This window comes from Nocardioides dongkuii (genome assembly GCF_014127485.1).
GTDB classification, from domain to species: domain Bacteria; phylum Actinomycetota; class Actinomycetes; order Propionibacteriales; family Nocardioidaceae; genus Nocardioides; species Nocardioides dongkuii.
This window is the reverse complement of record NZ_CP059903.1, coordinates 1,828,618-1,855,220: the sequence shown is the minus strand read 5'-3', so window position 1 is coordinate 1,855,220 and position 26,603 is coordinate 1,828,618. Positions and strand designations below refer to the sequence as shown.

21 protein-coding genes are annotated in these 26,603 nt (G+C 68.5%); 7 read left to right on the top strand and 14 right to left on the bottom strand.

The features are described from left to right. Window positions 1-64: 64 nt before the first annotated feature. Window positions 65-205, top strand: coding sequence for a hypothetical protein (locus tag H4O22_RS08935; RefSeq protein WP_182526640.1), 141 nt, complete (start codon window positions 65-67; stop codon window positions 203-205). Here H4O22_RS08935 and H4O22_RS08930 read toward each other — a convergent pair. Next, complete coding sequence (locus H4O22_RS08930; RefSeq protein ID WP_182526639.1) at window positions 202-756, bottom strand: HIT family protein; 555 nt, start codon at window positions 754-756, stop codon at window positions 202-204. The genes H4O22_RS08935 and H4O22_RS08930 overlap by 4 nt on opposite strands. Window positions 757-779: 23 nt before the next feature. Here H4O22_RS08930 and H4O22_RS08925 point away from each other — a divergent pair, with 23 nt between their 5' ends. Continuing rightward, window positions 780-1,262 carry a GNAT family N-acetyltransferase gene (locus H4O22_RS08925; protein WP_182526638.1) on the top strand — a complete coding sequence of 161 codons (483 nt, stop codon included), beginning with the start codon at window positions 780-782 and terminating at the stop codon, window positions 1,260-1,262. On the opposite strand, the gene H4O22_RS08920 is transcribed toward H4O22_RS08925, so the two are convergent. From H4O22_RS08920 to lon, 6 genes are all read right to left on the bottom strand, one after another. After that, a complete protein-coding gene (locus tag H4O22_RS08920) occupies window positions 1,259-2,359 on the bottom strand; it encodes a DNA glycosylase AlkZ-like family protein (protein ID WP_182526637.1) in 1,101 nt (366 codons plus the stop codon). The two genes, H4O22_RS08925 and H4O22_RS08920, sit on opposite strands and share 4 nt — an antisense overlap. Before the next feature lie 8 nt (window positions 2,360-2,367). Then, window positions 2,368-2,832 (bottom strand): PPOX class F420-dependent oxidoreductase, encoded by a 465-nt coding sequence (locus tag H4O22_RS08915; RefSeq protein WP_182526636.1) that lies wholly within the window; start codon window positions 2,830-2,832, stop codon window positions 2,368-2,370. Between the two features lie 527 nt (window positions 2,833-3,359). Further along, window positions 3,360-4,199, bottom strand: coding sequence for a glycoside hydrolase family 25 domain-containing protein (locus H4O22_RS08910; protein WP_244963169.1), 840 nt, complete (start codon window positions 4,197-4,199; stop codon window positions 3,360-3,362). A 128-nt stretch (window positions 4,200-4,327) separates the two neighbouring features. Further along, window positions 4,328-6,322 carry a threonine--tRNA ligase gene (thrS, locus tag H4O22_RS08905; RefSeq protein ID WP_182526635.1) on the bottom strand — a complete coding sequence of 665 codons (1,995 nt, stop codon included), beginning with the start codon at window positions 6,320-6,322 and terminating at the stop codon, window positions 4,328-4,330. A gap of 232 nt (window positions 6,323-6,554) precedes the next feature. Then, the gene (locus tag H4O22_RS08900) at window positions 6,555-8,732 is read right to left on the bottom strand and encodes a glutamine synthetase III family protein (protein ID WP_182526634.1); all 2,178 of its coding nucleotides are present in this window, start codon (window positions 8,730-8,732) and stop codon (window positions 6,555-6,557) included. 150 nt (window positions 8,733-8,882) lie between these two features. Beyond that, on the bottom strand, window positions 8,883-11,225 hold the full coding sequence (gene lon, locus H4O22_RS08895; RefSeq protein WP_182526633.1) for an endopeptidase La: 2,343 nt from the start codon (window positions 11,223-11,225) through the stop codon (window positions 8,883-8,885). Window positions 11,226-11,383: 158 nt separating this feature from the next. Here lon and H4O22_RS08890 point away from each other — a divergent pair, with 158 nt between their 5' ends. Further along, the gene (locus H4O22_RS08890; RefSeq protein ID WP_182526632.1) at window positions 11,384-12,094 is read left to right on the top strand and encodes a thermonuclease family protein; all 711 of its coding nucleotides are present in this window, start codon (window positions 11,384-11,386) and stop codon (window positions 12,092-12,094) included. 495 nt (window positions 12,095-12,589) lie between these two features. Further along, window positions 12,590-13,774, top strand: a complete 1,185-nt coding sequence (locus H4O22_RS08885; RefSeq protein ID WP_182526631.1) for a tyrosine-type recombinase/integrase — start codon at window positions 12,590-12,592, stop codon at window positions 13,772-13,774. A 122-nt stretch (window positions 13,775-13,896) separates the two neighbouring features. On the opposite strand, the gene H4O22_RS08880 is transcribed toward H4O22_RS08885, so the two are convergent. Both H4O22_RS08880 and H4O22_RS08875 read right to left on the bottom strand, forming a co-directional pair. Then, window positions 13,897-16,296, bottom strand: coding sequence for a hypothetical protein (locus tag H4O22_RS08880; protein ID WP_182526630.1), 2,400 nt, complete (start codon window positions 16,294-16,296; stop codon window positions 13,897-13,899). Window positions 16,297-16,543: 247 nt separating this feature from the next. Beyond that, window positions 16,544-17,899 carry a hypothetical protein gene (locus H4O22_RS08875; RefSeq protein ID WP_182526629.1) on the bottom strand — a complete coding sequence of 452 codons (1,356 nt, stop codon included), beginning with the start codon at window positions 17,897-17,899 and terminating at the stop codon, window positions 16,544-16,546. 197 nt (window positions 17,900-18,096) lie between these two features. On the opposite strand from H4O22_RS08875, the gene H4O22_RS08870 reads away from it, so the two are divergent. Next, on the top strand, window positions 18,097-18,687 hold the full coding sequence (locus H4O22_RS08870) for a nucleotidyltransferase domain-containing protein (protein WP_182526628.1): 591 nt from the start codon (window positions 18,097-18,099) through the stop codon (window positions 18,685-18,687). Between the two features lie 168 nt (window positions 18,688-18,855). After that, window positions 18,856-19,098, top strand: coding sequence for a hypothetical protein (locus H4O22_RS20550; RefSeq protein ID WP_244963168.1), 243 nt, complete (start codon window positions 18,856-18,858; stop codon window positions 19,096-19,098). A 127-nt stretch (window positions 19,099-19,225) separates the two neighbouring features. On the opposite strand, the gene H4O22_RS08860 is transcribed toward H4O22_RS20550, so the two are convergent. From H4O22_RS08860 to mobF, 3 genes are all read right to left on the bottom strand, one after another. Continuing rightward, the gene (locus H4O22_RS08860) at window positions 19,226-19,423 is read right to left on the bottom strand and encodes a helix-turn-helix transcriptional regulator (protein ID WP_228387443.1); all 198 of its coding nucleotides are present in this window, start codon (window positions 19,421-19,423) and stop codon (window positions 19,226-19,228) included. Then, the gene (locus tag H4O22_RS08855; protein WP_182526627.1) at window positions 19,416-19,670 is read right to left on the bottom strand and encodes a PLC family EF-hand domain-containing protein; all 255 of its coding nucleotides are present in this window, start codon (window positions 19,668-19,670) and stop codon (window positions 19,416-19,418) included. The genes H4O22_RS08860 and H4O22_RS08855 overlap by 8 nt, the downstream gene beginning before the upstream one ends. A gap of 223 nt (window positions 19,671-19,893) precedes the next feature. Continuing rightward, window positions 19,894-22,647, bottom strand: a complete 2,754-nt coding sequence (gene mobF, locus H4O22_RS08850) for a MobF family relaxase (RefSeq protein ID WP_244963167.1) — start codon at window positions 22,645-22,647, stop codon at window positions 19,894-19,896. Between the two features lie 660 nt (window positions 22,648-23,307). On the opposite strand from mobF, the gene H4O22_RS08845 reads away from it, so the two are divergent. Then, on the top strand, window positions 23,308-23,622 hold the full coding sequence (locus H4O22_RS08845; protein ID WP_182526626.1) for a hypothetical protein: 315 nt from the start codon (window positions 23,308-23,310) through the stop codon (window positions 23,620-23,622). Between the two features lie 486 nt (window positions 23,623-24,108). Here H4O22_RS08845 and H4O22_RS08840 read toward each other — a convergent pair whose 3' ends face one another. After that, window positions 24,109-24,849, bottom strand: a complete 741-nt coding sequence (locus H4O22_RS08840) for a hypothetical protein (RefSeq protein ID WP_182526625.1) — start codon at window positions 24,847-24,849, stop codon at window positions 24,109-24,111. Next, window positions 24,849-26,597, bottom strand: a complete 1,749-nt coding sequence (locus H4O22_RS08835) for a PglZ domain-containing protein (RefSeq protein WP_182526624.1) — start codon at window positions 26,595-26,597, stop codon at window positions 24,849-24,851. The genes H4O22_RS08840 and H4O22_RS08835 overlap by 1 nt, the downstream gene beginning before the upstream one ends. Window positions 26,598-26,603 lie beyond the last annotated feature (6 nt).

Genomic DNA, 26,603 nt, shown 5'->3' with positions numbered 1-26,603 from the left:
GCCGGTCCGGGGCGTAGTGTCACAGGACGGAGCCACCCAGGCCCCCCTCTCAGAGGATCCCCGCATGAGCGACAAGTCGCCGCGCCAAGGCATGACCAAGAAGACCGGGAAGTCCATCAAGGAGAAGCGGGGCGAGAAGCGCGACAAGGCGGCCCAGGACGCCGGCAGCTCCATGGAGGGGCTGAGCGGCGGCAAGAAGCGCTAGTCGGACGCGGGCCACGCCCGGGCGAACAGCGCCCGGGTGTCGCCGAGCAGCTCGGGCAGCGTCTTGGTGCGCCCGATGATCGGCATGAAGTTCTGGTCCCCGGGCCACCGCGGTACGACGTGCTGGTGCAGGTGCGCCGCGATCCCGGCGCCGGCGACGTGCCCCTGGTTCATGCCGATGTTGAAGCCGCCGGCCCCCGAGACGGTGCGGATGACGCGCATCGCCGTCCGGGTGAGGTCGGCGATCTCCGCCGCCTCCTCGTCGGTCGTCTCGGTGTAGTCGGCGATGTGGCGGTAGGGGCAGACCATCAGGTGCCCCGGAGCGTACGGGTAGAGGTTCAGCACCGCGTACGACAGTGCCCCCCGGTGCACGACCAGCCCCTCGTCGTCGGCCAGCGACGGGATCCGGCAGAACGGGCACTCCCCCGACGTCGCGTCGATCGGCTTGTTCTCGCCACGGATGTAGGCCATCCGGTGCGGCGTCCAGAGACGGTCGAGGTCGTCGGGCGCGCCGATGCCGTCCTGGCGCAGCGGCTCCTCGGGCTGGCTCATGGCACCCACCCTAGGGTGGCCGGGTGAGCGTCACGACCCTGCGTCCCGGCACCGCAGACGACGCCGCCGCGGTGGCCGATCTCTGGCACGCGGCCTGGCACGGCGGCCACGCCGGGCACGTCCCCGACGGGCTCACCGCAGCGCGCACCCTGGCCGGGTTCCGCGAGCGCACGCCCGCGCGCGTCGGTGACACCACGGTCGCGGAGGTCGACGGCGTGCTCGCCGGGTTCGTCATGGTCGTGGGCGACGAGGTCGAGCAGGTGTTCGTCGACGCTGCCCACCGCGGGTCCGGCGTCGCCACGGTGCTGCTCGCCGAGGCGGAGCGCCAGGTCGCGGCGCAGGGGTACGACGAGGCGTGGCTGGCCGTCGTGGTCGGCAACGCCCGCGCCCGCCGCTTCTACGAGCGGTGCGGCTGGCGCGACGGCGGCGACCTGCCGTACGAGGTGACGGTGGCCGGCACGACGTACGTCTCGCCGTGCCGGAGGTACGTCAAGCGGGTCCGTTAGCGGTCGTTGCGGACCAGCTCGAGGCGCAGCCAGCGGGCCAGGTCCTCGATCTCGGCGTCCACGGCCTCGCGGACGTCGGGCGCCAGCGGCTCGTCCTCGTGCACGGCGTCGACGTACAGCGCCCCGGCCCGGCGGTCGGCGGTGGCGTCGAGCTTGCCGACGAGCTGGTCGCCGTGCAGGACCGGCATCGCCCAGTAGCCCCAGCGCCGCTTCTCGGCGGGCTTGTACATCTCCAGCTGGTAGTCGAACCCGAAGAGCTCCGTCATCCGTCTGCGGTCGAAGACCAGCCGGTCGAGCGGCGAGAGCAGCGCCGTGCGGCCGGTGAACGGCCGGTCGAGCAGCGCCGGGTCGACCCGCCACTCCCCCTTCACGCCCTCGACGACCGCGGGCTCGCCCGCCTGCCCGACGTCGTCGGGCTCCGTCGGGCTGACCGGCGCCGTGGCGCGGGCGATCCCGAGCGCGGCGAGGCGTCGTACGCCGCGGGTCCGCCGGGCGGTGTCGGCGTCCGGCACCGGGACGTCGGGGTAGACCCGGCTCGCGAGGTCCCAGAGCACCTCGCGCCCCTCGCGCCCGGCGCGGGCCACCTCGCCCCGCTCGACCATCAGGCCGACGAGCATCTTGACGTTCTTGGCGTTGTTCCAGCCGCTCGAGCGCCACGGGACCACGCAGGTGTCCGGCAGCTCGCGCAGCGGGAGCGGGCCGTCCTGGCGCAGCAGCTCGAGGATGTCGCGGCGGCAGCCGTCGTTGGCCGCCACCCAGTCGGCGCACTGCTCCTGCCACCCCTTGAGCGGCGGCGGCCCGGGCCAGGCCGCCATCTCCGCACGGAAGAGCGCCAGGTCCTCGGCCGGCCGCGCGAGCTGGTGGTGCTCGACGAGCGCCTGGCGGTCGAGCAGGTCCTGCAGCTCGGCGGGGTCGTACGCCGAGCCGATCCGGCTCCACAGCACCACGTCGGCGCTCGGCGCGACCGCGGACGTCGGCTCGAGCTGGAGGAACGTCAGGTGCCGCACGACGTCCAGCACGTCGTCCGGCCGCGGCAGGTCGAGCAGCTGGGCCTGGACGGCGATCCGCCGGGCGTCCTCGCGCGCGAGCCGGAGCACGGTGGGGCTCAGTCAGCGAGCCGCGGCGGGAACCCGCCGGTGGCGATCGGCGACCAGTGCGTCGGGGTGACCCGGATCAGGGACTTGCCCTGGTCCCGCATCGCCTGGCGGTACTCGTCCCAGTCGGGGTGCTCCCCCGCGATGCAGCGGAAGTAGTCGACCAGCGGCTCCACCGAGTCCGGCGGGTCGATCACCTCCGCGGTGCCGTCGACCTGCACCCAGGCGTCGTCGAACTGATCGGAGAGCACCAGCACGCTGACCTCCGGACGGCGGCGGGCGTTGACCGCCTTCGCGCGGTCGGGGTACGTCGAGATCACGATCCGGCCCTCCTGGTCCACCCCGCCGGTCACCGGCGAGGCCTGCGGGCTGCCGTTCGCGCGGGTGGTGATCAGGACCAGGTGGTGGCGCGGCCGGACGAAGTCCAGCATCGCGTCGCGGTCGACGGGCGTGGTGGTGGCGATCCTGCGCGGCATGGACCCACCTCAGCACATAGGTGGGCGCGCCCGCAGCACCGCTCCGGTGGTCGAGCAGGGAAGGCGCGCAGCGCTGCCGGTGGTCGAGCAGGGAAGGCGCGCAGCGCCTGACCGTTGTCGAGACCCCGGAAACCCGACGTACGACGATGATCGAGGCCCCACGCACGCTGCGGGGGTCTCGACAACGCTCGTCGCTGGCGCTCCTCGCTGCTCGACCACCGGCGAAGTCGATACCCGGAACCCCCACGTACGACGGCGACCACCGCCACCTCCACGCTGCGGGGGTCTCGACACCGCTCGTCGCTGGCGCTCCTCGCTGCTCGACCACCGGGCCGCCCCCTTCGGTGGTCGAGCAGCGAAGGCGCCCCGGCGCTGCCGGTGGTCGAGCAGGGAAGGCGCGCAGCGCCTGACCGTTGTCGAGACCCCGGAAACCCGACGACGTACGGCGACCACCACCGCCACCTCCACCCTGCGGGGGTCTCGACAACGCTCGTCGCTGGCGCTCCTCGCTGCTCGACCTCCGGGCGTCAGTACTGGTGGAACCACCGGCCGAGGTCGGCCTCGACGCCGGGACAGGTGACGTTCTGGTCGCGCGAGGCCTCGAGCCACTGGCCGAGCACGCCGTCGCCGCCCTGGATCGACCAGCTCCGGGCGCAGCGGCTCAGCGCCTCGGCGCGCGAGGTCTCGCCGGCCGCGCGCCACTCGGGCAGGCCCAGGGCGAGGTCGCCGACGACCTCGGCCCACAGGGCGGGGGTGGAGTAGACGCCGGCGCGGTAGCCGGCGTCGGTGTAGCCGCGCACCGCACCTTCGACGACCGCGCCGTTCGCGTTCGGGTCGGGTCCCCAGTCGAAGTCCGGCACGGGCTCCACGTCGACCCAGACGATCGGGGTGTTGAGCCCGGCGCGCCGCATGGTGGCGACGTTTCGCAGCGCCTGCTGGTAGCCGGTGTTGGCCAGCGCGCCGAGGTCGGTCGCGCCGTCGTACGGCCCGTCCTGGCCGTGCGTCTTGATCGCCGCGGCGTCCGGCAGGCTCGCCACGGCGTACGCCGAAGCCATCAGGCCGCGGGAGCGCACCCGCTCGACCTGGTCGGCGAGGCAGGGGTTGTCGGTGAACCCGGGTCCGTTGGTCAGCCCGAGCACCACGTACTCCGCCTCGGGCAGCGGCATCGGCATGCCCAGCGTCGGGCGCTCCGGGATGCCGAGGCCGCGGGGGCACTGCGGCCAGGAGATGTCGGAGCCGAGCACCGGCTCGCCGCTGGGCCGCGGCTCGGGCGCACGCGGCTCCGGCCCCGTCGCCGCCTGCTGCTCGGCGAGGTCGGCCAGCGCACGCATCCGCGAGGACTCCTCGTCCTGCACGGGCTCGACCACCGAGGACGGCCGGGCCTTCCCGGGGCGGTCCGGCTCCGCAGCAGGCTCCGACGGCGAAGGCGAGGAGGAGCACGCAACGAGCAGTCCGGCGACGGCGAGGAGACCCGCCGTACGCCGGACCACTGCGCTCAGACCTGCTCGCGCGAGGCGACCGCGTCGACGACCCGCTGGATCGCCTCGTCGAGGGGTACGCCGTTGTCCTGGCGCCCGTCGCGGTACCGGAACGAGACCGCGCCGGCCTCCACGTCGTCGGCGCCGGCGATCATCATGAACGGCACCTTCTGCAGCTGGGCGTTGCGGATCTTCTTCTGCATCCGCTCGTCGGCGTCGTCGACCTCGACCCGGATCCCCTGGCTGCGCATCCGGCGGGCGACGTCGTGCAGGTAGTCGCTGAAGGTGTCGGCGACCGGGATCGCCTGCACCTGCACCGGCGCGAGCCACGGGGGGAACGCACCGGCGTAGTGCTCGACGAGCACGCCGAGGAACCGCTCGATCGAGCCGAACTTCGCCGAGTGGATCATCACCGGCTGCTGACGGGTGCCGTCGGCGGCGACGTACTCGAGGTTGAACCGGTCGGCCGACGGCTGGTTGAAGTCGTACTGGATCGTCGACATCTGCCAGGTGCGGCCGATCGCGTCGCGCGCCTGCACCGACACCTTGGGGCCGTAGTAGGCCGCCCCGCCCGGGTCCGGCACGAGCTCCAGGCCGGACTCCTCGCAGACCTGGCGCAGCACCTCGGTGGCCATCGCCCAGTCCTCGTCGGAGCCGATGAACTTGTCCGGCTTGGAGTCGTCGCGGGTCGAGAGCTCGAGGTAGAAGTCGTGGAGCCCGAAGTCGCGGAAGAGACCGAGGCAGAAGTCGAGGAGGTGCTTGATCTCCCCCGGCGCCTGCTCGGGGGTGACGTAGGAGTGGGAGTCGTCCTGGGCGAACCCGCGGACCCGGGTCAGGCCGTGCACGACGCCGGACTTCTCGTGCCGGTAGACCGAGCCGAACTCGAAGAGCCGCAGCGGCAGCTCACGGTAGGAGCGCTGGCGGGAGCGGTAGATGAGGTTGTGCATGGGGCAGTTCATCGCCTTCAGGCGGTACTTCATGCCGTCGACGTCGAGCGCCGGGAACATCCCCTCGCCGTAGTAGGGCAGGTGCCCGGAGGTGTAGAAGAGCCCCTCCTTGGCGATGTGCGGCGTGCCGACGTACTCGAAGCCCTCCTCGATGTGCCGGCGGCGGACGTAGTCCTCCATCTCGCGCTTGATCACCCCGCCCTTGGGGTGGAACACCGGAAGGCCGGACCCGATCTCGTCGGGGAAGCTGAACAGGTCGAGGTCGCGGCCGAGCTTGCGGTGGTCGCGGCGCTCGGCCTCCTCGATCCGGTGCAGGTGCGCCTCGAGGGCCTCCTTCGACTCCCAGGCGGTGCCGTAGATGCGCTGGAGCTGCTTGTTCTTCTCGTCGCCGCGCCAGTACGCCGCGGCGCTGCGCATCAGCTTGAAGGCCGGGATCCGCTTGGTGGTGGGCAGGTGCGGGCCGCGGCACAGGTCGCTCCACGCGACGTCGCCGTTGCGGCGGACGTTGTCGTAGATGGTCAGCTCGCCGGCGCCGACCTCGACGCTCGCGCCCTCGGCCGCGTCGTCGCTCTTGCCCGACCCCTTGAGGCCGATCAGCTCGAGCTTGTACGGCTCGTCCTGCAGCTCGTTGAGGGCGTCGGCGTCGGTGGTGACCCGGCGCTCGAACCGCTGGCCCTCCTTGATGATCTTCCGCATCGCGGTCTCGATCTTGGCGAGGTCCTCGGGCACGAACGGCGTCGGCACGTCGAAGTCGTAGTAGAAGCCGTTCTCCACCGGCGGGCCGATGCCGAGCTTGGCGTCCGGGAACAGCTGCTGCACCGCCTGCGCCATCACGTGGGCGGTCGAGTGCCGCAGGATGTCGTGGCCGTCCTTGCTGTCGATGGCCACGCCCTCGACCTGGTCGCCGTCGGCGAGCTCGTAGGACAGGTCCTTGAGCTCCCCGTTGACCCGGGAGGCGATCACCGTCGCGTCCTCGCTGAAGAGCTCCCAGGCCTTGGTGCCCGCCGTGGTCGTCCGGTCCTCACGCGCGTCGGCGGTGACGAGGACGACCTTGATGTCGGGCACTGTTGCTCCTGGTGTCAGGCGGGATGGGGCGAACCGTTCGATCGTATCGGCCGCCTCCCCCGGGCCGCCGCCCGGTTTCCGCCCAGCAGGGCCGCGTCGACGCGGCGGGCCTGCCCGGCCTCATCCGATGTACAGCCCGGCGTACGGCGGCAGGTCGCGCTGGATCCCCATCCCTCGGCGACGCGCCCGAGCGCACTGCCGATGTGGCCGCTGCCGGTCAGTCCGAGTGCCCTCAGAGGATGTAGAGCATCTCCTGGTACGTCGGCAGCGGCCACAGGTCGTCCGCCACCAGGGACTCCAGCGTGTCGGCCGCGGCGCGGACCGCGGCCATCGCCGGGATCACCGAGTCGCGCATGTAGGTCGCCGCTGCCAGCGGGTCGTCCGGGTGCTCGTGACCGATGGCTGCGGCCAGGTCGGCCAGCCCGGACCTCAGCGCCGCGATGGGGGTGCTGACCGACTCCAGGTCCGACAGGTCGGCCTCGACGCCGGCCGCCTTGAGGGCGGCCACGTTCTGGGCCAGCTCGGTCTGGTAGCGCGTCGCCGCCGGCAGGATCGTGGTGGTGCCGATCTCGAGGGTGAGGTTGGCCTCGACCGCGACGGCGAGGACGTACTGCTCCGCGCCGATCTCGAAACGGCTGTGCGCCTCGTGCTCGTTGAAGACCCCGTACTTCGAGAACAGCTCGATGGCCTCGGGCGAGATCAGCTCGGGCAGCGCGTCGACCGTCGTGCGGAGGTTCTTCAGCCCCCGCTGCTCGGCCTCGACCGGCCACTCGTCGGAGTAGCCGTTGCCGTTGAAGATGACCGCGCCGTGGTTGGCGATGATCTCGGCGAGCAGCGTCTGCACGGCCTCGTTGAAGTCGGTGCCGTCGGCGACGGCCGTCTCGAGCGAGGTCGCGCAGTAGTCGAGCGCCTCGGCCATGATCGTGTTGATCATGACCATCGGGCCGGCGACGGTCTGGTTGGAGCCAGGCGCGCGGAACTCGAACCGGTTGCCGGTGAAGGCGAACGGCGAGGTCCGGTTGCGGTCGCCCGCGTCCTTGGTCAGGTTCGGCAGGGTGTCGACGCCGATGGTGAGCGTGCCCTTCTCCTTCGAGCGGGTCGCACCACCCTTGGCGATCTGGTCGAAGACGTCGGCCAGCTGGTCGCCGAGGAAGATCGAGATGATCGCCGGCGGGGCCTCGTTGGCACCGAGCCGGTGGTCGTTGGACGCCGAGGCGACCGAGACCCGCAGCAGGCCGCCGTACTTGTGCACCGCGCGGATGACGGCGGCGCAGAAGACCAGGAACTGGGCGTTGTCGTGCGGGGTGTCACCGGGCACGAGCAGGCTGCCGAGCTCGGAGTTGCCGAGCGAGAAGTTGACGTGCTTGCCGGAGCCGTTGACGCCGTCGAACGGCTTCTCGTGGAACAGGCACTCCATGCCGTGCTTCTTGGCGACGGCCTTGAAGGTCGTCATCAGCAGCTGCTGGTGGTCGGAGGCCTCGTTGGCCCGCTCGAACATCGGCGCGACCTCGAACTGGCCCGGCGCGACCTCGTTGTGGCGGGTCTTGGCGGGGATGCCGAGCTTGAAGAGCTCCCGCTCGGTATCCATCATGAAGCCGAGCACCCGCGAGGGGATGGCGCCGAAGTAGTGGTCGTCGAACTCCTGGCCCTTGGGCGGCTTCGCGCCGAAGAGCGTGCGACCGGCATTGAGCAGGTCGGGGCGGGCCAGGAAGAAGTGGCTGTCGACGAGGAAGTACTCCTGCTCGGGCCCGCAGTAGGCCACCACGTTCTCCGGGTCGGTGTGACCGAAGAGGTTGAGCACGCGCTTGGCGTGGACCGCCATCGCCTGCTGCGAGCGCAGCACGGGGGTCTTGTGGTCGAGGGCCTCACCGGTCATCGAGATGAAGATGGTGGGGATGCACAGCGTGTTGCCGTTGGGGTTCTCCAGGATGTACGCCGGGCTCATCACGTCCCAGCCGGTGTAGCCGCGGGCCTCGAAGGTGTTGCGCAGGCCGCCGTTGGGGAACGACGACGCGTCGGGCTCGCCCTGGACCAGGGTCTTGCCGGAGAATGACGCGAGCGCCGTGCCGTCGCCGACCGGGTCGAGGAAGCTGTCGTGCTTCTCGGCGGTCAGCCCGGTCAGGGGGTAGAAGACGTGGGCGTAGTGCGTCGCACCCTTCTCCAGGGCCCAGTCCTTCATCGCCGAGGCGACGGCGTCCCCGACGTCGGGGTCGAGCGGCGTCGACTTCTCGATCGTGGAGACGACGGACTTGTAGACGCTCTTGGGCAGCCGCTTCTGCATCACGGTGAGGCTGAAGACGTTCTGGCCGAAGATCTCGCCGGGCTCCTCACCCGGGTCGAAGCTGACCGCCGGCGGCTGGTAGGCCTCGACGTCCTTGATGGCCTGCAGCCGTACGGCGTTTCCAGTCATGAGCACTTCCCTCGGGTGCGAGCCACATCGTCTCCGCGGCCGTGGAGCCGCGTACCTGCCGGAACCTAGCGAACCGATGAGTCGCCCGGGGTCGTCCGTGATTCCGGCAGGTAACGTCTCGCTCAGAAGTGCCTGCTCATCCGGCGGCGATCAGGCGGCGACCGCGGTGGCGCCTGACGGGGACAGCGCCCCGCGGACCACGTCGAGGACGTCGCCGACCACGTGCACGGTCAGCGTCTCCAGGACCTCGGCGGGCACGTCGTCCAGGTCGGGCTCGTTGCGGAGCGGGATGAACACCTCGGTCAGCCCGTTGCGCTGGGCAGCGAGCAGCTTCTGCTTGAGGCCGCCGATCGGGAGCACCCGGCCGTTGAGGGTGACCTCGCCCGTCATGCCGACCTCGGAGCGCACCGGGCGCCCCGTGGCGAGCGAGGCCAGGGCGGTCACCATCGTGATGCCGGCGGACGGCCCGTCCTTCGGGGTCGCCCCCGCCGGCACGTGCACGTGGATGGCCCGGTCGAAGAACGCCTGGTCGACACCCAGCTCGGCCGCGTGCGAGCGCACGAAGGTCAGGGCGATCTGCGCCGACTCCTTCATCACGTCGCCCAGCTGGCCGGTGAGGGTCAACCCGGCCGGGCCCTCGTGCGCGGACGCCTCGATGAAGAGCACGTCCCCGCCGAGCCCGGTCACGGCCAGCCCGGTCGAGACGCCGGGCACCGCCGTGCGCTCGTGGGCCTCCGGGGTGAACCGCGGCCGTCCGACGAGGTCCTTGAGGTCCGCCAGGTCGATGTCGACCCGTTCGGCCCCGGTCGCCAGCCGGGTCGCCGCCTTGCGCAGCGCCTTCGCGAGGAGGCGCTCCATCTGTCGTACGCCGGCCTCGCGGGTGTAGTTGGCCGCGATCTCGCGCAGCGCCGCGTCCGAGATCGTGACCTCGTCGTCGGTCAGCGCGGCGCGCTCGAGCTGCCGAGGCAGCAGGAAGTCGCGCGCGATCGCGACCTTGTCGTCCTCGGTGTAGCCGTCCAGGGTCACCAGCTCCATCCGGTCCAGCAGCGCGGACGGGATCTGCTCGACCACGTTGGCGGTGGCGATGAAGAGCACGTCGGACAGGTCCAGGTCGAGCTCGAGGTAGTGGTCGCGGAACGTGTGGTTCTGCGCCGGGTCGAGCACCTCGAGCAGGGCGGCGGCCGGGTCACCCCGGTGGTCCGCACCGACCTTGTCGACCTCGTCGAGCAGGACGACCGGGTTCATCGAACCGGCCTCCTTGATCGCCCGGACGACCCGGCCCGGGAGCGCACCGACGTACGTCCGCCGGTGTCCGCGGATCTCGGCCTCGTCCCTGACCCCGCCGAGGGCGACGCGGACGAACTTCCGCCCGAGCGCTCGCGCGACCGACTCACCGAGCGACGTCTTGCCGACTCCAGGAGGACCGGCGAGCAGGATCACCGCGCCGGAGCCGCGGCCGCCGACGACGTGCAGCCCGCGCTCGGCACGCCGGCTGCGGACGGCGAGGTACTCGACGATGCGCTCCTTGACCTCGTCGAGGCCGTGGTGGTCGGCGTCGAGCACGGCACGGGCCTCGACCACGTCGGTGGAGTCCTCGGTCGTGACGTTCCACGGCAGCTCGAGCACCGTGTCCAGCCAGGTCCGGATCCACCCGTTCTCGGGGCTCTGCTCGCTGGAGCGCTCCAGCTTGTCGACCTCCCGCAGCAGCGCCTCGCGCACGGCGTCCGGGACGTCGGCGGCCTCGACGCGACCGCGGTAGTCGTCGGCCCCCTCGGGCTCGCCCTCGCCGAGCTCCTTGCGGATCGCGGCGAGCTGCTGGCGCAGCAGGAACTCACGCTGGCTCTTCTCCATCCCCTCGCGGACGTCCTCACCGATCTTGTCGGTGAGCTCGGCCTCGGCGAGGTGGTCCCGCGTCCAGCCCATCAGGGCCTCGAGCCGGGACTCGACGTCCGGGTTCTCCAGCAGCTCCCACTTGCGGTCGACGGAGAGGTACGGCGCGTAGCCGGCAGCGTCGGCGATCGCGCTCGGGTCGCTCATCTGGTGGACCGAGTCGATGACCTGCCAGGCCTCGCGCCGCTGGAGCACGGCGACGACCAGCCTCTTGTACTCCTCGGCGAGCTCGCGGGCGCGGTCGCTGACGTGGTCGTCGACCGCCTCGACCTCGACCCACAGGGCCGCGCCGGGTCCGGTCACGCCGGTGCCGATCCGGCCGCGGCGCTCGGCCTTGAGGACGGCCGCGGGACCGCCCCCGCTGAACCGGCCCACCCGCTCTACGGACGCGATCACGCCGTACGACGCGTAGCGGTCCTCGAGCCGCGGGACGACGAGGAGCCGACCTTCGCTGCTGGCGCGGGCGGCGTCGATGGCGGCCAGGGAGGACTCGTCCAGCTCGAGCGGGACGACCATGCCCGGCAGGACCACGAGGTCGGAGACGAACAACACCGGAAGGCGGCTGGACGAGGCAGCGCCCTCCCCTTCGAAAACTTGAGTCATGCCGGCTCAACCCCCGGCAGCCTCACCGTGTTCCGGCCGCGGCCGCTGTTCGTCCAGGGCGAACACGGCCCTCCCGGGGGGCTCTTCGCGTTCGGCTGCGACGACCGTCACCACCGCCTACCCTCCCGAGACCAGCACACCTCGGAAGGGACACTCCCGTGCTTCGACGCATCACTCTTCTCACCCTCGCCCTCGCGGTGGCAGCCGCAGGCCTCATCGGGTTCACAGTCACCCCGGCTCAGGCCGCGGACAAGGACTGCGCCGACTTCGCCACCCAGCGCGCCGCGCAGATCTTCTTCCTCAACCACGGCGGCCCGCAGAACGACCCCCACGGTCTCGACTCCGAAGACGACGGCGTTGCCTGCGAGTCCAACCCCTGCCCCTGCTACTACGGCAAGACCCCTCCCGGCGGCGGCGGGGACTCCAACCCGCCCCCCTCGACCCCCGAGCCGCTCAAGCGGAACCAGGCCAAGGTCATCAGGGTCGTCGACGGCGACACCGTCAACGTCCGCATCCTGCCCCGCGGCCCGAAGGTCAGCGTGCGCCTCATCGGCATCGACACCCCCGAGGTCCACGGCAGCACCGAGTGTGGCGGCCCCGAGGCATCCCGATCGCTGAAGAAGCTCCTGAAGCCCAAGACCCGCGTCTCGCTGCTCTCCGACCGCAGCCAGAACCTGAAGGACCGCTACGGCCGCTGGCTGCGGTACGTCACGAAGACCAAGGGCAAGGTCGACGCCGGCCGCCGTCAGCTCGTGCGCGGTCACGCCGAGGTCTACGTCTTCAAGAAGCCGTTCGCCCGCGTGAAGTCGTACCGCAACGCCCAGACCGCGGCGAAGCGACAGGATCGCGGCATGTGGGGCAACTGCTGACCGCAGTGCACCGCACCACCAGAGAAGCGAACCGCCCCGCACTCCATCCGGAGTGCGGGGCGGTCTCATTGGGTCGTGGCGGTTCAGTCGTGGTCATGACCGCCTCCACCCGCCCCGGGCGCGCGATGGTGACACCCGACGACGAGCCCGCTCGCAGTGCCGAGGTGTCCCGGGTGGGACAGGTGTTCAGGACTGAACACGGTGCGGGGCCGAGCCGCTCAGTGGGTGCGCCTGATGGGCACCACTCCCCTCCGGTACGGCGGGAGGCCGTCCGGCGGAGAAAGACACGAGGCCGGCTCCCGGGTGGGAGTCGGCCTCGGCGTGCACGAGCTGCGGTGGCGATACTGGGTTCGAAGTTTTGAGAACCGCCCTCGCCCAACTCGCGCGACTGCGCCGCACTCCTGTATCTTCGCAGGTCAGAAGGCATATACGTCAACGACAGGTGCGGACACGTCCGGACAGATTCGGACCTCGTTGTTCCTCGTTGTTCCTCGTATGTTCCTCGAAATCGACTCGGAAGGGACCGGCGTGCCCAGGAAGAGTGCGAGCAGGAGGCGAGGGTTCGGCCGCGTCGAGCGGCTCGCATCCGGGCGGTACCGAGCTGCCTACACCGGGCCCGACGGCAGGCTCTATCGCGCACCGGAGACGTTCGCGGCGAAGGACGATGCCATCGCGTGGCTGACGGCGCGCCGCGCCGAGATCAACCTCGAGCTCTGGGCACCGGAAGCCGCCGCGCGCGCAGCCCGGCAGAGGGAGGTCCCAACCCTGCGTGTGTACGCCGACGAGTGGCTCGAGACGAGAAAGACGCAGGGGCGCGCGCTGCGGCCCACGACCAGGCAGCAGTACCGGATGCTCCTCGACACGTTCATCTACCCGTCGTTCGGCAACGAGCGCATGGACCGGATCTCGGCCGAGGACGTCAACGCCTGGTACGACACTCTCGCGCCCGGACGAGAGACCGCCCGAGCCCAGTCCTACAGCCTGCTCCGCACCATCTTCGCCAGCGCCGCTTCGGAGCGCCCCCATCCCCTGGTCCCCTACAACCCGGCTCAGATCCGCGGAGCCGGCAGCGCGAAGCGCGCCCACCACGTCCAGCCGGCCAGCCTCGAGGAGCTCAAGACGATCGTCGAGGAACTGCCCGAGCGCTACAAGCTCATGGCGCTCCTCGCCGCGTGGTGCGCCATGCGCTTCGGCGAGCTGACCGAGCTCCGGCGCGGCGACATCGACCTGCGCACCGGGCGGGTGAAGGTACGCCGTGGCGTCGTCCGGGTCGACGGCGAGTTCATCATTGGCCCACCCAAGACCGACGCGGGCGTCCGCGACGTTGCCATCCCACCCCACCTGCTGCCGCTGGTGAAGGACCACCTCTCCGACCACACCGCACCCGGCAGAGAGTCGCTGCTCTTCCCGGCCGCGGGCGACAGCAACCGCCACATGGCTCCGGCGACGCTCTACAAGGTCTACTACCCGGCCCGCGAGGCCGCCGGCCGTCCAGACCTCCGTTGGCACGACCTCCGGCACACCGGCGCTGTCCTGGCCGCGCAGACCGGTGCCACCCTGGCGGAACTCATGGGTCGCCTCGGCCACTCGACGCCAGGGGCAGCGATGCGCTACCAGCACGCGGCTGCCGACCGTGATGCCGAGATCGCTCGGCGCCTGTCGGAGCTAGCTGGCTCATAGGCCGGGCTATGACGATACGCGCTAGTCGCGCCGAGTGATTTGCCGTCAACACGCCACGTGGAGGTGGACTGGTTTGGTGGACCGCCGCGGGCTACGACGTCGGTAGATGCGAATAGAGCCAGCTATACGTCCTGCAAGGAGTGGGCGAGGTCTCGAAATCGCTCCAGAGAGTCAGTTGGGACTAGGCCCAAGTAAACGGACCACAGGGCGGCCGCTGATGCCTCTGCGAAGACATGGTCCAAGTCGGCGAGGCGCGACAGCTCGGCTAGGTGCCCGCTGTCATTAATGTATTCACCGCATTCTAGAGCGGCCGCGAAGACTCCACTCTCCAATGATGCTGCGCCCATTTGCATTACGACACGAGTTATCTCTGTCGAGTTGGTTGACTTAGAGGCCCAAGCCTCCACCCACCGCCAAGCGACGCCGAACAGGGTCGGCTCCAGTCGAGCGCAGGCTGATCCAAGCGCAGCCAAACTGCGAATCGCTTGAACTTCATGGTCCGCATCATTGGCAAGTGCTGCAATCTGCCGCACGATCATGTCGAAGACGTCCCGCTGACGCAGTTGGATGCTACGAATTCCCGCTGAACGAAGGCATGATGCCATGAACTCTGGCGCGAGCGATCCGTGATCGAGGTCAGTCAAGGCGGAAGCAACCATTACGGGAACATGGTCGGCAGGCCCCGAGGCCGCCAAACAGGCGTCAAGGACTACTTCCGCGGCCCGCGCGTCACCCGAACGCAATCCTCTTGCGCCATCCACCAGCACACGAACCGCATCCCGCAGCATGGGGTCTACCGGATAGACCTGCCTCTCGGATTCGGACCGACTGCCGTCAACGCTTGCCAGCCGCTCATGAGTCTTCCGTCGAGAGGACTGCACCCCAGCCATGTGCGCGCGGATGATTCGCGAGGCCTGTTCAGCCACCGACTCACCAATGCGGGACTCGCCGGAACCGACTGTATTCAGCGCCAAGGAAACCAGATTGACCGTCTGCGTAGATACGTCCTCGAGCGCCTTGGCTGACCGTGGGCGAAGCATGTCGGAAATTTGCCTCTGAAGCGCGACCGGCACGGACGCGCCGGCAGGCGGCCTCACCACCGCAACCGTTTCCCCCGCTCCTACGACGAGTCCGAAAGAGTGCACTATCTGGAGGTATCCACCTGTCGCAAATTGCTCGGCGGTGAGAGCCTTCCTCAGTGTTCTACGGTTGGGCAACGTAACGCCACGGCCTTCAGACTTGATTAGTACGACGTCGTGTCCGAGCATTTCCGCGCCGCTGAACTTGATGAACGGCAACGACTCGACTGATCGCTGTAGCTGTACAGCTCTGGCCTGGCTCTTGCCGAACCTCCTTCCCGTTCGCGCCCAGCGAGCGATGTTCTGATCGACGAAGGTTCGGCAAGCTTCGGCGGTGTCGGTCTTCCCGAAAATCCTCCCGAGGGCAACTGCCAGCCAACCGATCGAAAGTAGCGCGGCAGCAGATTGCATTGGCACCCAAAGCGCGGGGGGAGATGCCGGCGTGAACAGAATCGACATTAGGAGCGCGCCTGCTGCAATATAGGCACCCAGCAGGATCCGCGGCTGCGACGCTGCACGCGCGACCGTTCCCGGGAGGCGCTGCGTGGATAGCTGGACGGTGAACACGTTGACTGTTGCGATCAACGCGACGATTGCAACAGCGGCATCGACAGGAATCTGCACGACCGCGATATTCCCTAGCCATTTGGGCGAAGGTGGGTTCAAGATCAAGAGAGCGGCTATTAGGGCCGGCGCTGGCACAATGGCAAGCAGAAGCTCAAGAAGTTTACTCACGGCTAGCCGCCACTGTCGGATATCCAGATCGGACTTGATCGCGACACCTGATGGTGAAATTCTTTGTGCGGTTTCCGCGACCTGCGCAAATCGAGCGAGTTCGGCTGGTGTCATCGGCATCGTCGTGGCCACCTGGATGAATGCAGCCGGTGCCGCTTGGCCCCGGGCACGTACGCCCCTCGCAAGAAGGTCTACCGCTTCAGATCTTTGATATCCGGACAGGGATTTAGCGAGCGCGACCAACTCCGTCTCGACTTCCGGGCGTTGCGCCACCAATCGGACGAGCGCCGAGGCCGTGACGGGCTTTTTGGCGCCCGGGTCGTATGGATCGTGCAATGCGCTGGCGAATGGCCACAGCGTCTTAAACAGTTGGATGGCTTGAGCCTCGGTCAGGCGGCCCGCCACGCGAGGTACCTGAAGCAACATCAAGTCGAAAACATTGCTTCCGATTGCCGCGGGTCCATCAAGCACGATCGCCTGGTAAACCGTTTGTGGCAGTTCCTCCTCGAACCTTTCCTGGTTCCTAATCCAGAGTGCGGCCCTTGCTTGCAGAGGCGGCGACAGCATGCCAAGGCCGCCGATTGCGGTTCGGGCATCCGGGAGGGGCGTAGGGGTCCGGCAGGTGAGTACGGCTTCGGCGAGTCCGCCACTCTCGAGGTCGCGCCTCACATAGGCAACATCGCCAGCATCAATGATTTGAGCGCTCAAGGAAAATCGAATAAGGGCGGATTGCCGGACGCGCGCTAGTCGTGCCCAAGAGTCAAGTGGGCCAAGGCTTCCAGTCGCTCGCAAGAGGCGTAACGCCAGCTCTATCCAGCGCCCTTTGACGAACTGACGGATCAGTCGTTGAAAACGTCGGACCCGGACGAAAGGCACACGTCGCGCGAGAGACAAGGCGTCGTCGACGAGATGGAAGTGTTCATTGGATCCGCTCGAACGTCTCGCCATCAAGGATTCAGCTTCTCGTTCCGAGAGAAATTGAACTTGCGTCGGGGCTCATCAGGTCTCGGCCGGGTAGATAGATGGAAGACGTAGGCGACGGCAGTCGCAGAGATGCTGCGTTGAAGATTTTCTCCACCGTAGACTTGAGGCCCAAGAGCTGGGCTTCTGCATATGCGCTTGAGCGCTCCGGCCAATCGCCAATTTGTTTGCGATCGAGGGGTAGGTGCATCATTATTTTCGCGCTGAGCATGACGCGGACGTGCAGGTCGTAATGGGACGACGAGACAACAAGGGGTTCTAATAGACTTAAGCCGAGACTTGAATCGATTTGGCTTAGGCCAGTCATCGTCAAGACGGGCCGTATCGTCTCTATTCCCTGTGTAGTGGCAATGACCGCGGCCTCGCCCTCGAGGCTTTCGATTTGCTCCGGGCGTAGTATCCATGGGTTCTTGACAGGAACCGACGACAATGCGAGTGCCCCAACTCCACAAACAAGACCGTCTCTCACGGAATGTGCGGTGAGCGCCGGAATGCCACTGGTCTCGAACATGTCGCGGGTCGTTTGTAGAATCTCTTCGGGGATCGGTCCGGCCAGCGTCCAGCCCTGCGTGAGCACGTTAACAATCTGGTCGATCGCTGAGCGGGCCCCAGGGAAGCTGTTGTAGACGTGGCGACTCAAGGGCATTCGCGCGCTTGACTCACGCGCTGTGAACAGTGGACTTGCGTATGTAACGTGCAGTGAGAACCCCGCCGCTTGCGCGCGCGCTAGGACGGTCCGCGCGGCGTCGCGCCAGCCATGATTCCGAACTTGCTCCTCGACCAACTTGGTTGTCTCGGCGTCAACGCGAGCCGCTTTCTCCGGCAACGAGTCGACGGGGGCGCCGGCGAGATCGCCGGACAGTCCACGTCTTGCAATGAGCATCGCTAACGCGGTAAGGGTCGATTCAATCTGCGTCTCGACTGGTGAGCGAAGGGCAACGGCCCAGATCGAGGGACTCTCTTCAGTACTCGATCCAGGGTCTTGGATCGAAGCCCCGGGTTCTTCGAGCAGTCGGCGGACGTCTTCTGGCGCAGCCCATTCCGCCATCTGTTCTGACGCCCATTCCACCCCAAGGTTGTCGATCCCCGGCATCGGTGGCAGTTCGGCTGGCTCATTTAACGACGGAAGGATCCAGAATCCGAACAACTTCGGGTTGAGAAATCCGGGTTGATCGAAATGACCAATGCGGACGTGGAGCTGCTTCTCCTTCGGCAAGGCGGAGCTGGCATCTCGGCAGAGCTGGGACAGGACCTCGACGGACGTAGCTTTGTGTTCAATCGTGACCTCGACTTCGTCGGGGCGGTCGTTGGCGCTGGGTAGAGATGCCACGCGGCGATTGTGGCATTGGTCGCGCCACGTAGGTGCCTGTTCGCAGGCGACACTCGCGCGTGCTGAAGGCCAACGCCACTGCGGGTCGCGCGTCTCTGGGTGGATCGGCCTACACGGCGTCCCCGAGCCATGGCGAGCATATGATTGTACTGACAGTCATATGACTGCTTTCTCAGTCATGGCGTAGCCTGAGACGCATGTACTTCAACCAGCCCTTCGGTGGCGTGATGCCTGGTGCTCGTGGAGCAGTGCTCGCGGTCCTGCTGCGCACTGGTGAGCCGCTGACGGGCCGGCAGATTCATGGCATCGTCAGTGACGAGCACAGCCTGTGGTCAGTTCAGGAGGCGTTGAAGGCACTCACCGGCCTCGGGCTGGTCGCGTCCCGCACGGTGGGTAGGGCCGGCATTCACGAGATCAACGAGGCGCACGCGTCGGTCGCGCCATTGCGGGCCCTCCTTGATCCAATGGCGTCGCTACGTTCGGCCGTCTCCGATGCGGTTGGCTCGGACGTGGAGGCAGTGCTGCTCTTCGGTTCCATCGCCCGCGGGGAAGCCACGGAGGCGAGCGACGTCGACCTCGCGGTGATCGCCGCTGCCGGTTGGAGCGGGCGCGTCGAGCTCGAGGACATCGTGCGTGCGCGACTGGGCAATGAGTGCGACGTCCTGGTGTTCACGCCGGCCGAGTTCGCAGAGAGGGCTCAGGAGGGTGAGCCCGTGGTGGCCGACATCGTCCGCGATGGCGTTGCCGTGGTGGGTCGGAAGCCGGTCCTGAGCCGAGGCGCCGCCTGATGGCGACCGCTGAGCAGCGCAACCACGCCAGGAACTACCTGAGGAAGGCCGAGGAGTACGCCGCGTCCGCGGCGGCCAATCTCGCGGCCGGGCGGTACACGCCGGCTGCCGGCGACTCGACTCGACTCGATCCACGCTGGCATCTGCGCGAAGAATGCCATCGTCACGGTGCTGACCGCCTCCACTCGCAAGGGCACCGACCACGCCACAGCAGCCAAGGAGCTACGGCGAGCGCTGGGTGCCCGATCCGCCGCAGCGACTGCTGAGCGCGCTTTACGCGAGCTGCTCGCGGTCAAGGGTGACGTCGAGTACGGCACCAACCTCATCACCGGCGCGAAGGCCGAGCCGCTGGTACGGAGAGCCGACTCGTTGGTCGAGCTGGCGACCGAGATCGTCCAGCTAGGCGGATAGAAGAACCACGTCCTGGCAGGCTCGCGGACGATGAGTTCTCCGTTCATCCGGACTCTGGGGCAGCGCGAGTAGTTCTGGCTAGTCGGCGGGCCCCGCGTGCAGTCGCGGATTGCCGTCGTCCTCACGGTCACCGCCGAGCTGAGGGGATGCGGCGCAGTGCGGATTCGAGTTCGTCGAGTCGTAGCCGGATGGAGCGGCGCCCGCATTGGTAGGCGGGGATGGTGCCGTCGCTGATGCGGCGGCGGATGGTCCGGGTGGACAGGGACATGATCTCGGCGGCTTCGTCGAGGCTGACGTAGACGGGGAGTTCTCGCTTCCTAGTCACGGGGCGTCTCCTGGCTGGGCGTGTGGATCGGGCGGCTGCTCGTGGTGGCGGAGCTGAGGAATCGGCGGGTTTCGGCGACGGTGATGTAGAGGCGGCCGCAGCCGTTGAAGCGGGCCCAGCGGGGGCCGACGCCGCGTTGGCGCCAGTCGCGGACGGTGCGTTGGGGGGTGCGGATGAGGTCGCAGAACTCTTCGAAGGTGATGAGTCCTCGGTCGTCCCAGTCGTCGGGGATCTGGATGGGGTGCATGAGCGTCCTTCCGGGAGGAGGGGGTGTCGTCTGGACGAGTGGGGGCGGTGTGCGACGCGCTCGCTCAGGGGTGGACAGGAAGGTGCTCAGGGTGCCTCAAGGGCCTCACCACTTCCGTCCCCCCTGGCGTGGTGAGGGGCAGGGGGTACGCAGTGTTTGTGCAGGTCAGAGTGCGTCCCCCCGAAAGTTTGAGTCGGCCTGTTTTGCCCTTGTGCGGGGCTGCTCAGAAGCCGATCCCGGGCCCGCGCTCAGTTCGTTCGGGGTGGTGAGGGAAGTGGTGAGCAGGTTGCCGGCGCGGTGGCGTGCGGTCGTCGGGCTCGGCGTGGTGTCGGAGAGCGGCAGCCTGGATTGCTGCCTGGGTGATCTGTGGTCCAAAGCGGTCGATGTCGTCGGCGGCGCGGGTGGCCGCGTGGGCGGGTCCGAGGTCGGCGCGGTCGCGGTTGAAGACGTTGATCCATTGGGCGCGGGCGTCGGCGGCGGAGTCGGCGACGAGGTGGGCGGTGTTGTGGTGGCGGCCGCGGGTCATGCCGACGTATGCCGACGCCGCGCCGGTGGTCTCGCCGATGAGCAGGTGCGCGTGGTCGACGGTGTCGCCCTGGGCGCCGTGCACGGTGGTGGCGAAGGCGAGCTCGACGTGGCGTCGGGCGTACTCGGCGGGCAGCCTCCGCTCGCCGCACCGGCCTCGGACGAGGAGGGAGCCGTCGTCGGCCACGGCTGCGACGGTCCAGGTGTCGCGGTTGGCGACGCCCAGGTCGCGGTCGTTGCGGCGGGTGGCGACGCGGTCGCCTTCACTGAGTTGTTCGCCGGCGGACGTTGTCAGGGTCGCCGCGTCGGACGACTCGATCGCGCCCTCGTCGGCGAGCCGTAGGTCGCGGAGGGCGGCGTTGAGCAGACCCACCTGCTCGCGGGTGTCGGCGATGAGCAAGGGAGCCGAACGCCGGTCGTCGGCGGCTGCCTGTGTGACGGCCGCGAGGCGCTCGACCTCGGTCGGGTGGATGACGATCTCGCCGCGGTCGACGAGTGCGTCGAAGACGTCGGCGCTGTGTTCGCCGGTGCGCATCTGGAGGGTGAGGTCGGCGTAGGTGTCGTCGACGAAGCGGTGGACGGTGTCGAGCTCGACGCGTGCCTCGTCCGGCGCCCAGCGGATGGCGAGGTCGAAGGCGCCGCCGCGTCCGACGGCGGGCAGCTGGTGTCGGTCGCCGACGAGCGCGACGCGGGCACTGGCCTCGTCGGCGACGGTGAGCAGTGCGCGCATGACGTCCTGGTCGAGCATGCCGGCTTCGTCGACGAGCAGGACGTCACCTGGGAGGAGTCGCGCGAGTGCGTGCGGGCTCGGGTGGTCGTCGGGGTCGACGCGGTGCCAGCGTCCGTCGTCGTCCCACCGGAAGCCGTGCTGGTGCACGAGCCAGGCGGCCGAGAAGGCGTCGCACCCGACCTGCTCCCCCGCGACCTGCGCAGCCTTGAGGGTCGGGGTGACCACGACCAGTCGGTGCCCGTCGCTGTCGAGACCGTCCCTGGCCGCGGAGAGGGTGGTGGTCTTGCCGGTGCCCGCCGCGCCCTCGACAACGACCAGTCGGCCTGTGCCGAGGAGTGCGCCGACGACGTCTCGCTGGCCTTGGTCGAGCTGTCGTCGGGCGACGACGGAACCGACCTTGGCCGGCGTCCCGGGGGCCTCGGCTCGCGCTACCAGGCGGGCGACGATGTCGGACTCGACGGCGATGACCTCGCGCGAGGTGAGCGCGCGGACGTGCTCAGGTACGTCGTCGCGCTGCACGAGCGGGCGCGATGCGGCTACCGCGCGAGCCATGAGGTCCTCCCCCAGTTCACGTCGTACGACACCGTCGACGATCACCCCGACGTCGGCGATGATCCGCTCGCACTCGCCGCGGAGGTCGGCGGCGTTCCAGCTGGAGCGTCGAGCTCCGAGCCGCGCCAGCGCGAGCTCGGCTACGGCGTCGCGGTTGATGCGGGCGATGGGCGTCGCGGCCGGGATGGCCGCGACCGGGTCGGTGGGTGGCGTCGGAGGATCGAACCCGAGGCCGTGCAGCTCGTCGATCCACCGCTGTGCGAGGTCGGCGCCGGATGCCGGCACGACCTTGTCGGGACGCGCCTCCGCCCAGGCTCGGCGATCCCATGCCCGTCGCTGGCGCGGTCCGGGCTCCTGGTCGGGGTGGGCCACGCGCCAAGCCGCTTCGTACTTATCGACGTTGCGGTTGATCTGCGCGGCCCGGGCGCTGAACCTGCCGGCGTACGGCGCGAGCTCGGTGATCTCGCCCGTGCTGGCGTCGAGGGTGTAGCCGTGCGCGGCGAGCGAGCGCCGGAACTCGGGGTCACAGGCGACGGCGGCGTGGCCGATGCCGTTGATCGCCTCGATGCTGTCGACGACACCGACGGAGTGCAGTCCGCGCCACGCGCCGTGGGCGAACACGCGGGCGTTGATCTGGAGGTGGAGGTGGCGGTGCGGGTCGCCGGCGCGGGAGGTGTGGTGTCGGACGACGGCTGCCTCGATTCGCTCGACCGGCACCTGCACCTGTCGACCGCGCGGACCGACGCGAGTCGTGGCGTGGTCGGCGACCCAGCCGATGATCTCGGCGGCGGCGCGTTCCTGGGCGGCGTCGTACGCGTCGGCGATCGCGGGGTGAATCGCGGCCGCGAGCGACCACGTCTTCGGCCCGTTGACCACGACCTCGACGAACCGCAGTCCGTGCTCGTCGCCGCGGAGCCGACCCTTCGCAGCTCCGGTGGCGACGTCGTAGCCCGCGACCCATCGCTCGTAGCTGTCGCCGTCGAGCGTCCCTGCCACTTCGACACCAGCGTCGTCGCCAGCGGTCGGGGTCGCGACGTAGTGGGTGGCGAGTCCGGTGCCCTCGGCCAGGTAGTAGTCATCGACGCGTGACCGGTCGGCCTCGACGTAGGAGCGTGCGGCGGCAGCGGCGCCGCGGTAGAACTTCACCCCGCCGTGCACTCCCCCACTCACCGCCCGTCACTGCTCGTCACTTAGCCTCGAAATGGCGCTCGGCCCGCCCCAGGGGGACGGGCCGAGCTTGTTGATCTACGGACCTTCGTAGCATGCGTGCCGCTCTTTTCTGAGGTCTTCGAACCCTGGGGGCGTGGGGATCCGTGGACCCGTCACTGGCCGTCAGTGAACCGACGGCGAAGCCTTTTTCTAAGGTGGTAGGGATAAGAATGTGATGGCAACTTCGGTCCGTCGCGAGAGCGGGTCGCGTGGGGTGGCGGTTCGAGAACCGGCGAGGAGACGCCGTGGTCGTTGCTGTTGCTGTTGGTGCTCCCCGATGCGGTGATTGCTTCGTGGGGCTTGGGCATCGCTAGCCCGAGATCGGAGGGCGGTCGCGTGTCCTTGCGCCGACGCGTCGGATCCGCGACACCGCGCTGGGGGGCGGGCGCCGCCGGCTTGCCTTGGAGGAGTCCTGCTCACCGCCCGGGCACCCTGACGGGCGCGACCGCCGCGGGAGCGCCCGGCGGGCTCAGCAGCGTCGCCGTGCCCATGTTCGTCTGGGACGCCATCGCGATCGAGTACTTGGCATCGGGTTTCGGACTCCGGGCCGTAACCCGGGGATGCCTACGACTGATGAGGTGTCGCGTGCGGCAGCCCCAGCCCACTTCATACACTGGAGCTGTGTCCGACGAGTTCTCGCTGTTCGATGACGAGCCGGTCACGCAGCCGGAACCTGCTCGGGCGCCTTTGCTCATCCCCGATTGGCAGGTCGCGATGTTGCGCGAGGCGCTAGAACGTCGTGGTGTCACCTCAATCGCCGAGCGTCGGAAAATTATCGAATCTGCGGTGGGCCGTCCAGTTGAATCGCTGCGAGCGCTCACGCACGATGAGGGACTTCGCGTACTCTCCATTCTCGTTCGGACGCCGACGGGGATTGCCTCCGGCGGGTCGGCGTGGGACGACCGCGACGAGGACACGTGGATCGACCGACTGTAGCGAGCGGAGGTCCCGGTCCAGAGACCCCAGCCCGAGTCTTGGTTTGCGTACTTGCCAACCCTCCGACGACCTCAGGCGCGCGGACCCTCCGCCGCGTTCGTCAAGCTGCCGAGTTGCTTGACTGCCAGCAGTCCGAGGTAACGAACCTGTTTGAAGGCGCAACGCACAGCACTGGTGGGATATCTGAGATCGGCCGCGAGTCGGAAGTGTGGCTGCGCGCGCGTGACACCATCGAAGCGGCGCTTGATCGGGGAACCCACATTCTTCTCGGGTATGGGACCACGGAGCCGACCGGGCCGGCCCGGATGCACCACCGTGCGCAGGTCGCTTGGTTGCAGTGCGAGATAGGGAAGCGCGGGCTACCGATCTATCAGGTTGGGAACGGTCCACGGCACCCGTCTCGGTGGCAGCGGTGGACCTTTCGAACGTATCCGGGCGTGCCATTCGCAGAAGCGCTCAGCCGCAGCCTCGGTCTCCGACAAGACGTCAGCTGACGCCAGCCTCGAGCTCACGAACGCTTGAGGAAGATGGAGATAGCGCAAGAACCCTTCGCCCTAGCCCTTCCGCGTGCTGTGTTATCCCAGCCGCGCTGCGGGGAAGCCTCCGAGGAAGGGAGAGGCCAAAGAATTCAGGGGCATGAGGCAGGTCGGTTTCAGGGATCGACTCAGCCCCGCGGCCTTCGAGCAGACAGCGGACAAGCCAAGCGGCCAACTCGCTGTCATGGACATCTACCCGTCCCACCAAGCTGATGGAGTCGGCGGGCGCGCCGACGAGCAGACCTAGATCGCGCAGGGTCTTCACGCCTCTCTGAGTGGCGACATCTATTCCTCGCCGCGGGCCGTACCGGTCACGAAGTCGCTTCCGCACGGCAACGGTATTGACGTTCTCTGCGGCTCGAGATTCCCGGCCCACGGCCTCCAAGAGGCTACAGAAGAATGGTTCAGTTGCGAGCAGTGCTCCGATGTGGAACGGCCGCAGATCAAGGACATCAGGTCCCGCGGTGAGCACCCACGTGGTCCAGTCATCTCGCCGCTGCATAGGCAGTAGCCACACGCGGCTCAAGGCGGTCACCGTCTTGATAGCCGCTTCCCGACCGAGACCCTCCCCAACCAGGTCCTCGCGCAGAGTGCGCCGCGCGTCAGCGACCGGCACCTGGTCGACCGCTAGGCTCAGCGCCTTGGTCAGCCAAGTCACTTTCAACTCGCGATCGAGAAGAGCTCCGGTCATCAGACAACCCTAACCAGCGGCACGATGACTTCATCGATGCTGAGGCCTCCGTGGGCAACGGTGTGGGAGGCGGCCGTAAACGCCGTCCGGTCGGGGGCAAAGTAGGGATGTCCCAGAGTCTCTACAGCCGCTCCGAGACCTGGCGGTGTCCAGGCCAGGCCTGGCTGGGAGCTCTGGTCCCGGAAGGTCTCGCGGGAGTGGAAGGCGACGCGGTGCCCTACGCGCTGAGTGGTGAGGTTCTTCGCCAGGAACGTCGTGGCATTGGTGGGCAGATTGCCATGGTCAGACGTGATCCAGAGTTCAGCACCTTCGGTCTGGCACCAGGTCTGAGCTGCGGTGACGTAGCCGGCTTGGGCCCACTGGACGATGCCCGCGCTGAGCTGGCGGTCACCGAGTACCTCGGCGCCATGCAGGAGCTTGTCTGGGGCGCCCACGGCATAGCCCGCGACGCGGGAACCGCTAGCCGGAGGTTCCCACTCGGCAGAGGTTCCTCCGAGGGTCTTGGCATAGTGGATCTGATCTGGACGCAGCCCCTGCGCTTGCCAGAACTCAGTCCAGTGCTTGCCTTCGTGGGTGGTCGTCTTGGCCGTCGCTGCGAAGTCCTTGGGTGTCTTGCCTGCGAAGATCGCTTGGCGACTGATGGATGTCAGTGTCGGAAGGCCGGCCAGCAGCCGTCGCTCCTCAATCACGGAGAGGTGAAGCTCCTGCTGCAGGAGTTGCCACTGGGGTATTCCAAGGCCGTCGAGGACGAGCAGGACGATCCTTTGGCCCGAAGTGCCACGTCGGCGCGCTAGGAACAGAGCGACCTGATGGACGGAGACCGGCTGGGCTGGGCTGCGGCCGAGCTGGCGGCCGTACTCCTTCTGCAACCAGGGGTTCCAGCTTTCATCGACCTGCTTCCAGCGGAACCAAGCGCGGTCGGTCCACTCGGCGACGATCGTCTCGGGAAGCTGGCTCAGCAGCCGTCGGATTGTTGCCCAGTCGTTGGCCACGCCGATCCAGCCCTCCAGGGAAGAAGCCGTGGTGTTGAGGGTCTCCACCAGCATGGTCAGCGACGTCTCGCCTTGACGCCGGGCGACTGCTTGGCGCAGAGATGCAGGGATCGAGCGTGCCACGGGCGTCTGAGGAGGAGTTATGTCACCGGCCCGTACGAGCTCCTCCAGTTCCGGTGTGGCTATGCGAAGGGCGTGGTCGAGCTGATCGTGGGAGCCGTGCTCCCACCAGGTCCGTGCTTCCTGGGCGACGACGGCCACCGGATCCGGCGCCAGCAGAGTCTGATGGAGCCAGCCAGCCGGCAAGGTGTCGGCCACCGTAAGGCGTAGGGCCGGTCCAAGCGCGGCAAGGCGGAGGGCGGCCGTCACCTCGTAGCCCCTCTCGGCGGGCCATGCCAGGTCCGTGAGCAGGTGTGCGGCCCGCGTGGTCCGCTCACGCAGGGAACCACGGTCGAGGAGTGCCTTAAGGACGGGGCGAGGCAGCTTGGTCGCCTCCTGGCGAACGGCAGCAGATGTGCGGATATCGATGGTGTGCCGCGGCAGCGAACGGGCGTCAAAGGGCAGATCCGAGACCGTCCGGAGATCGGCGATCTGAAGATGCAGGAGCAGAGTGGCCGCCTCAACTGCCCGCACCGGCACTTCCAGCTCGAGCAGCCGTCGGAGCTGCCAGCGGTCGGTGACGACTACTGCGCCCGGTTGCTCGTCGAGCTTGTCAGGGTCCAGCAGCAGGTGTACGCCGCCGGCTGGCACCGTCACCGGGCC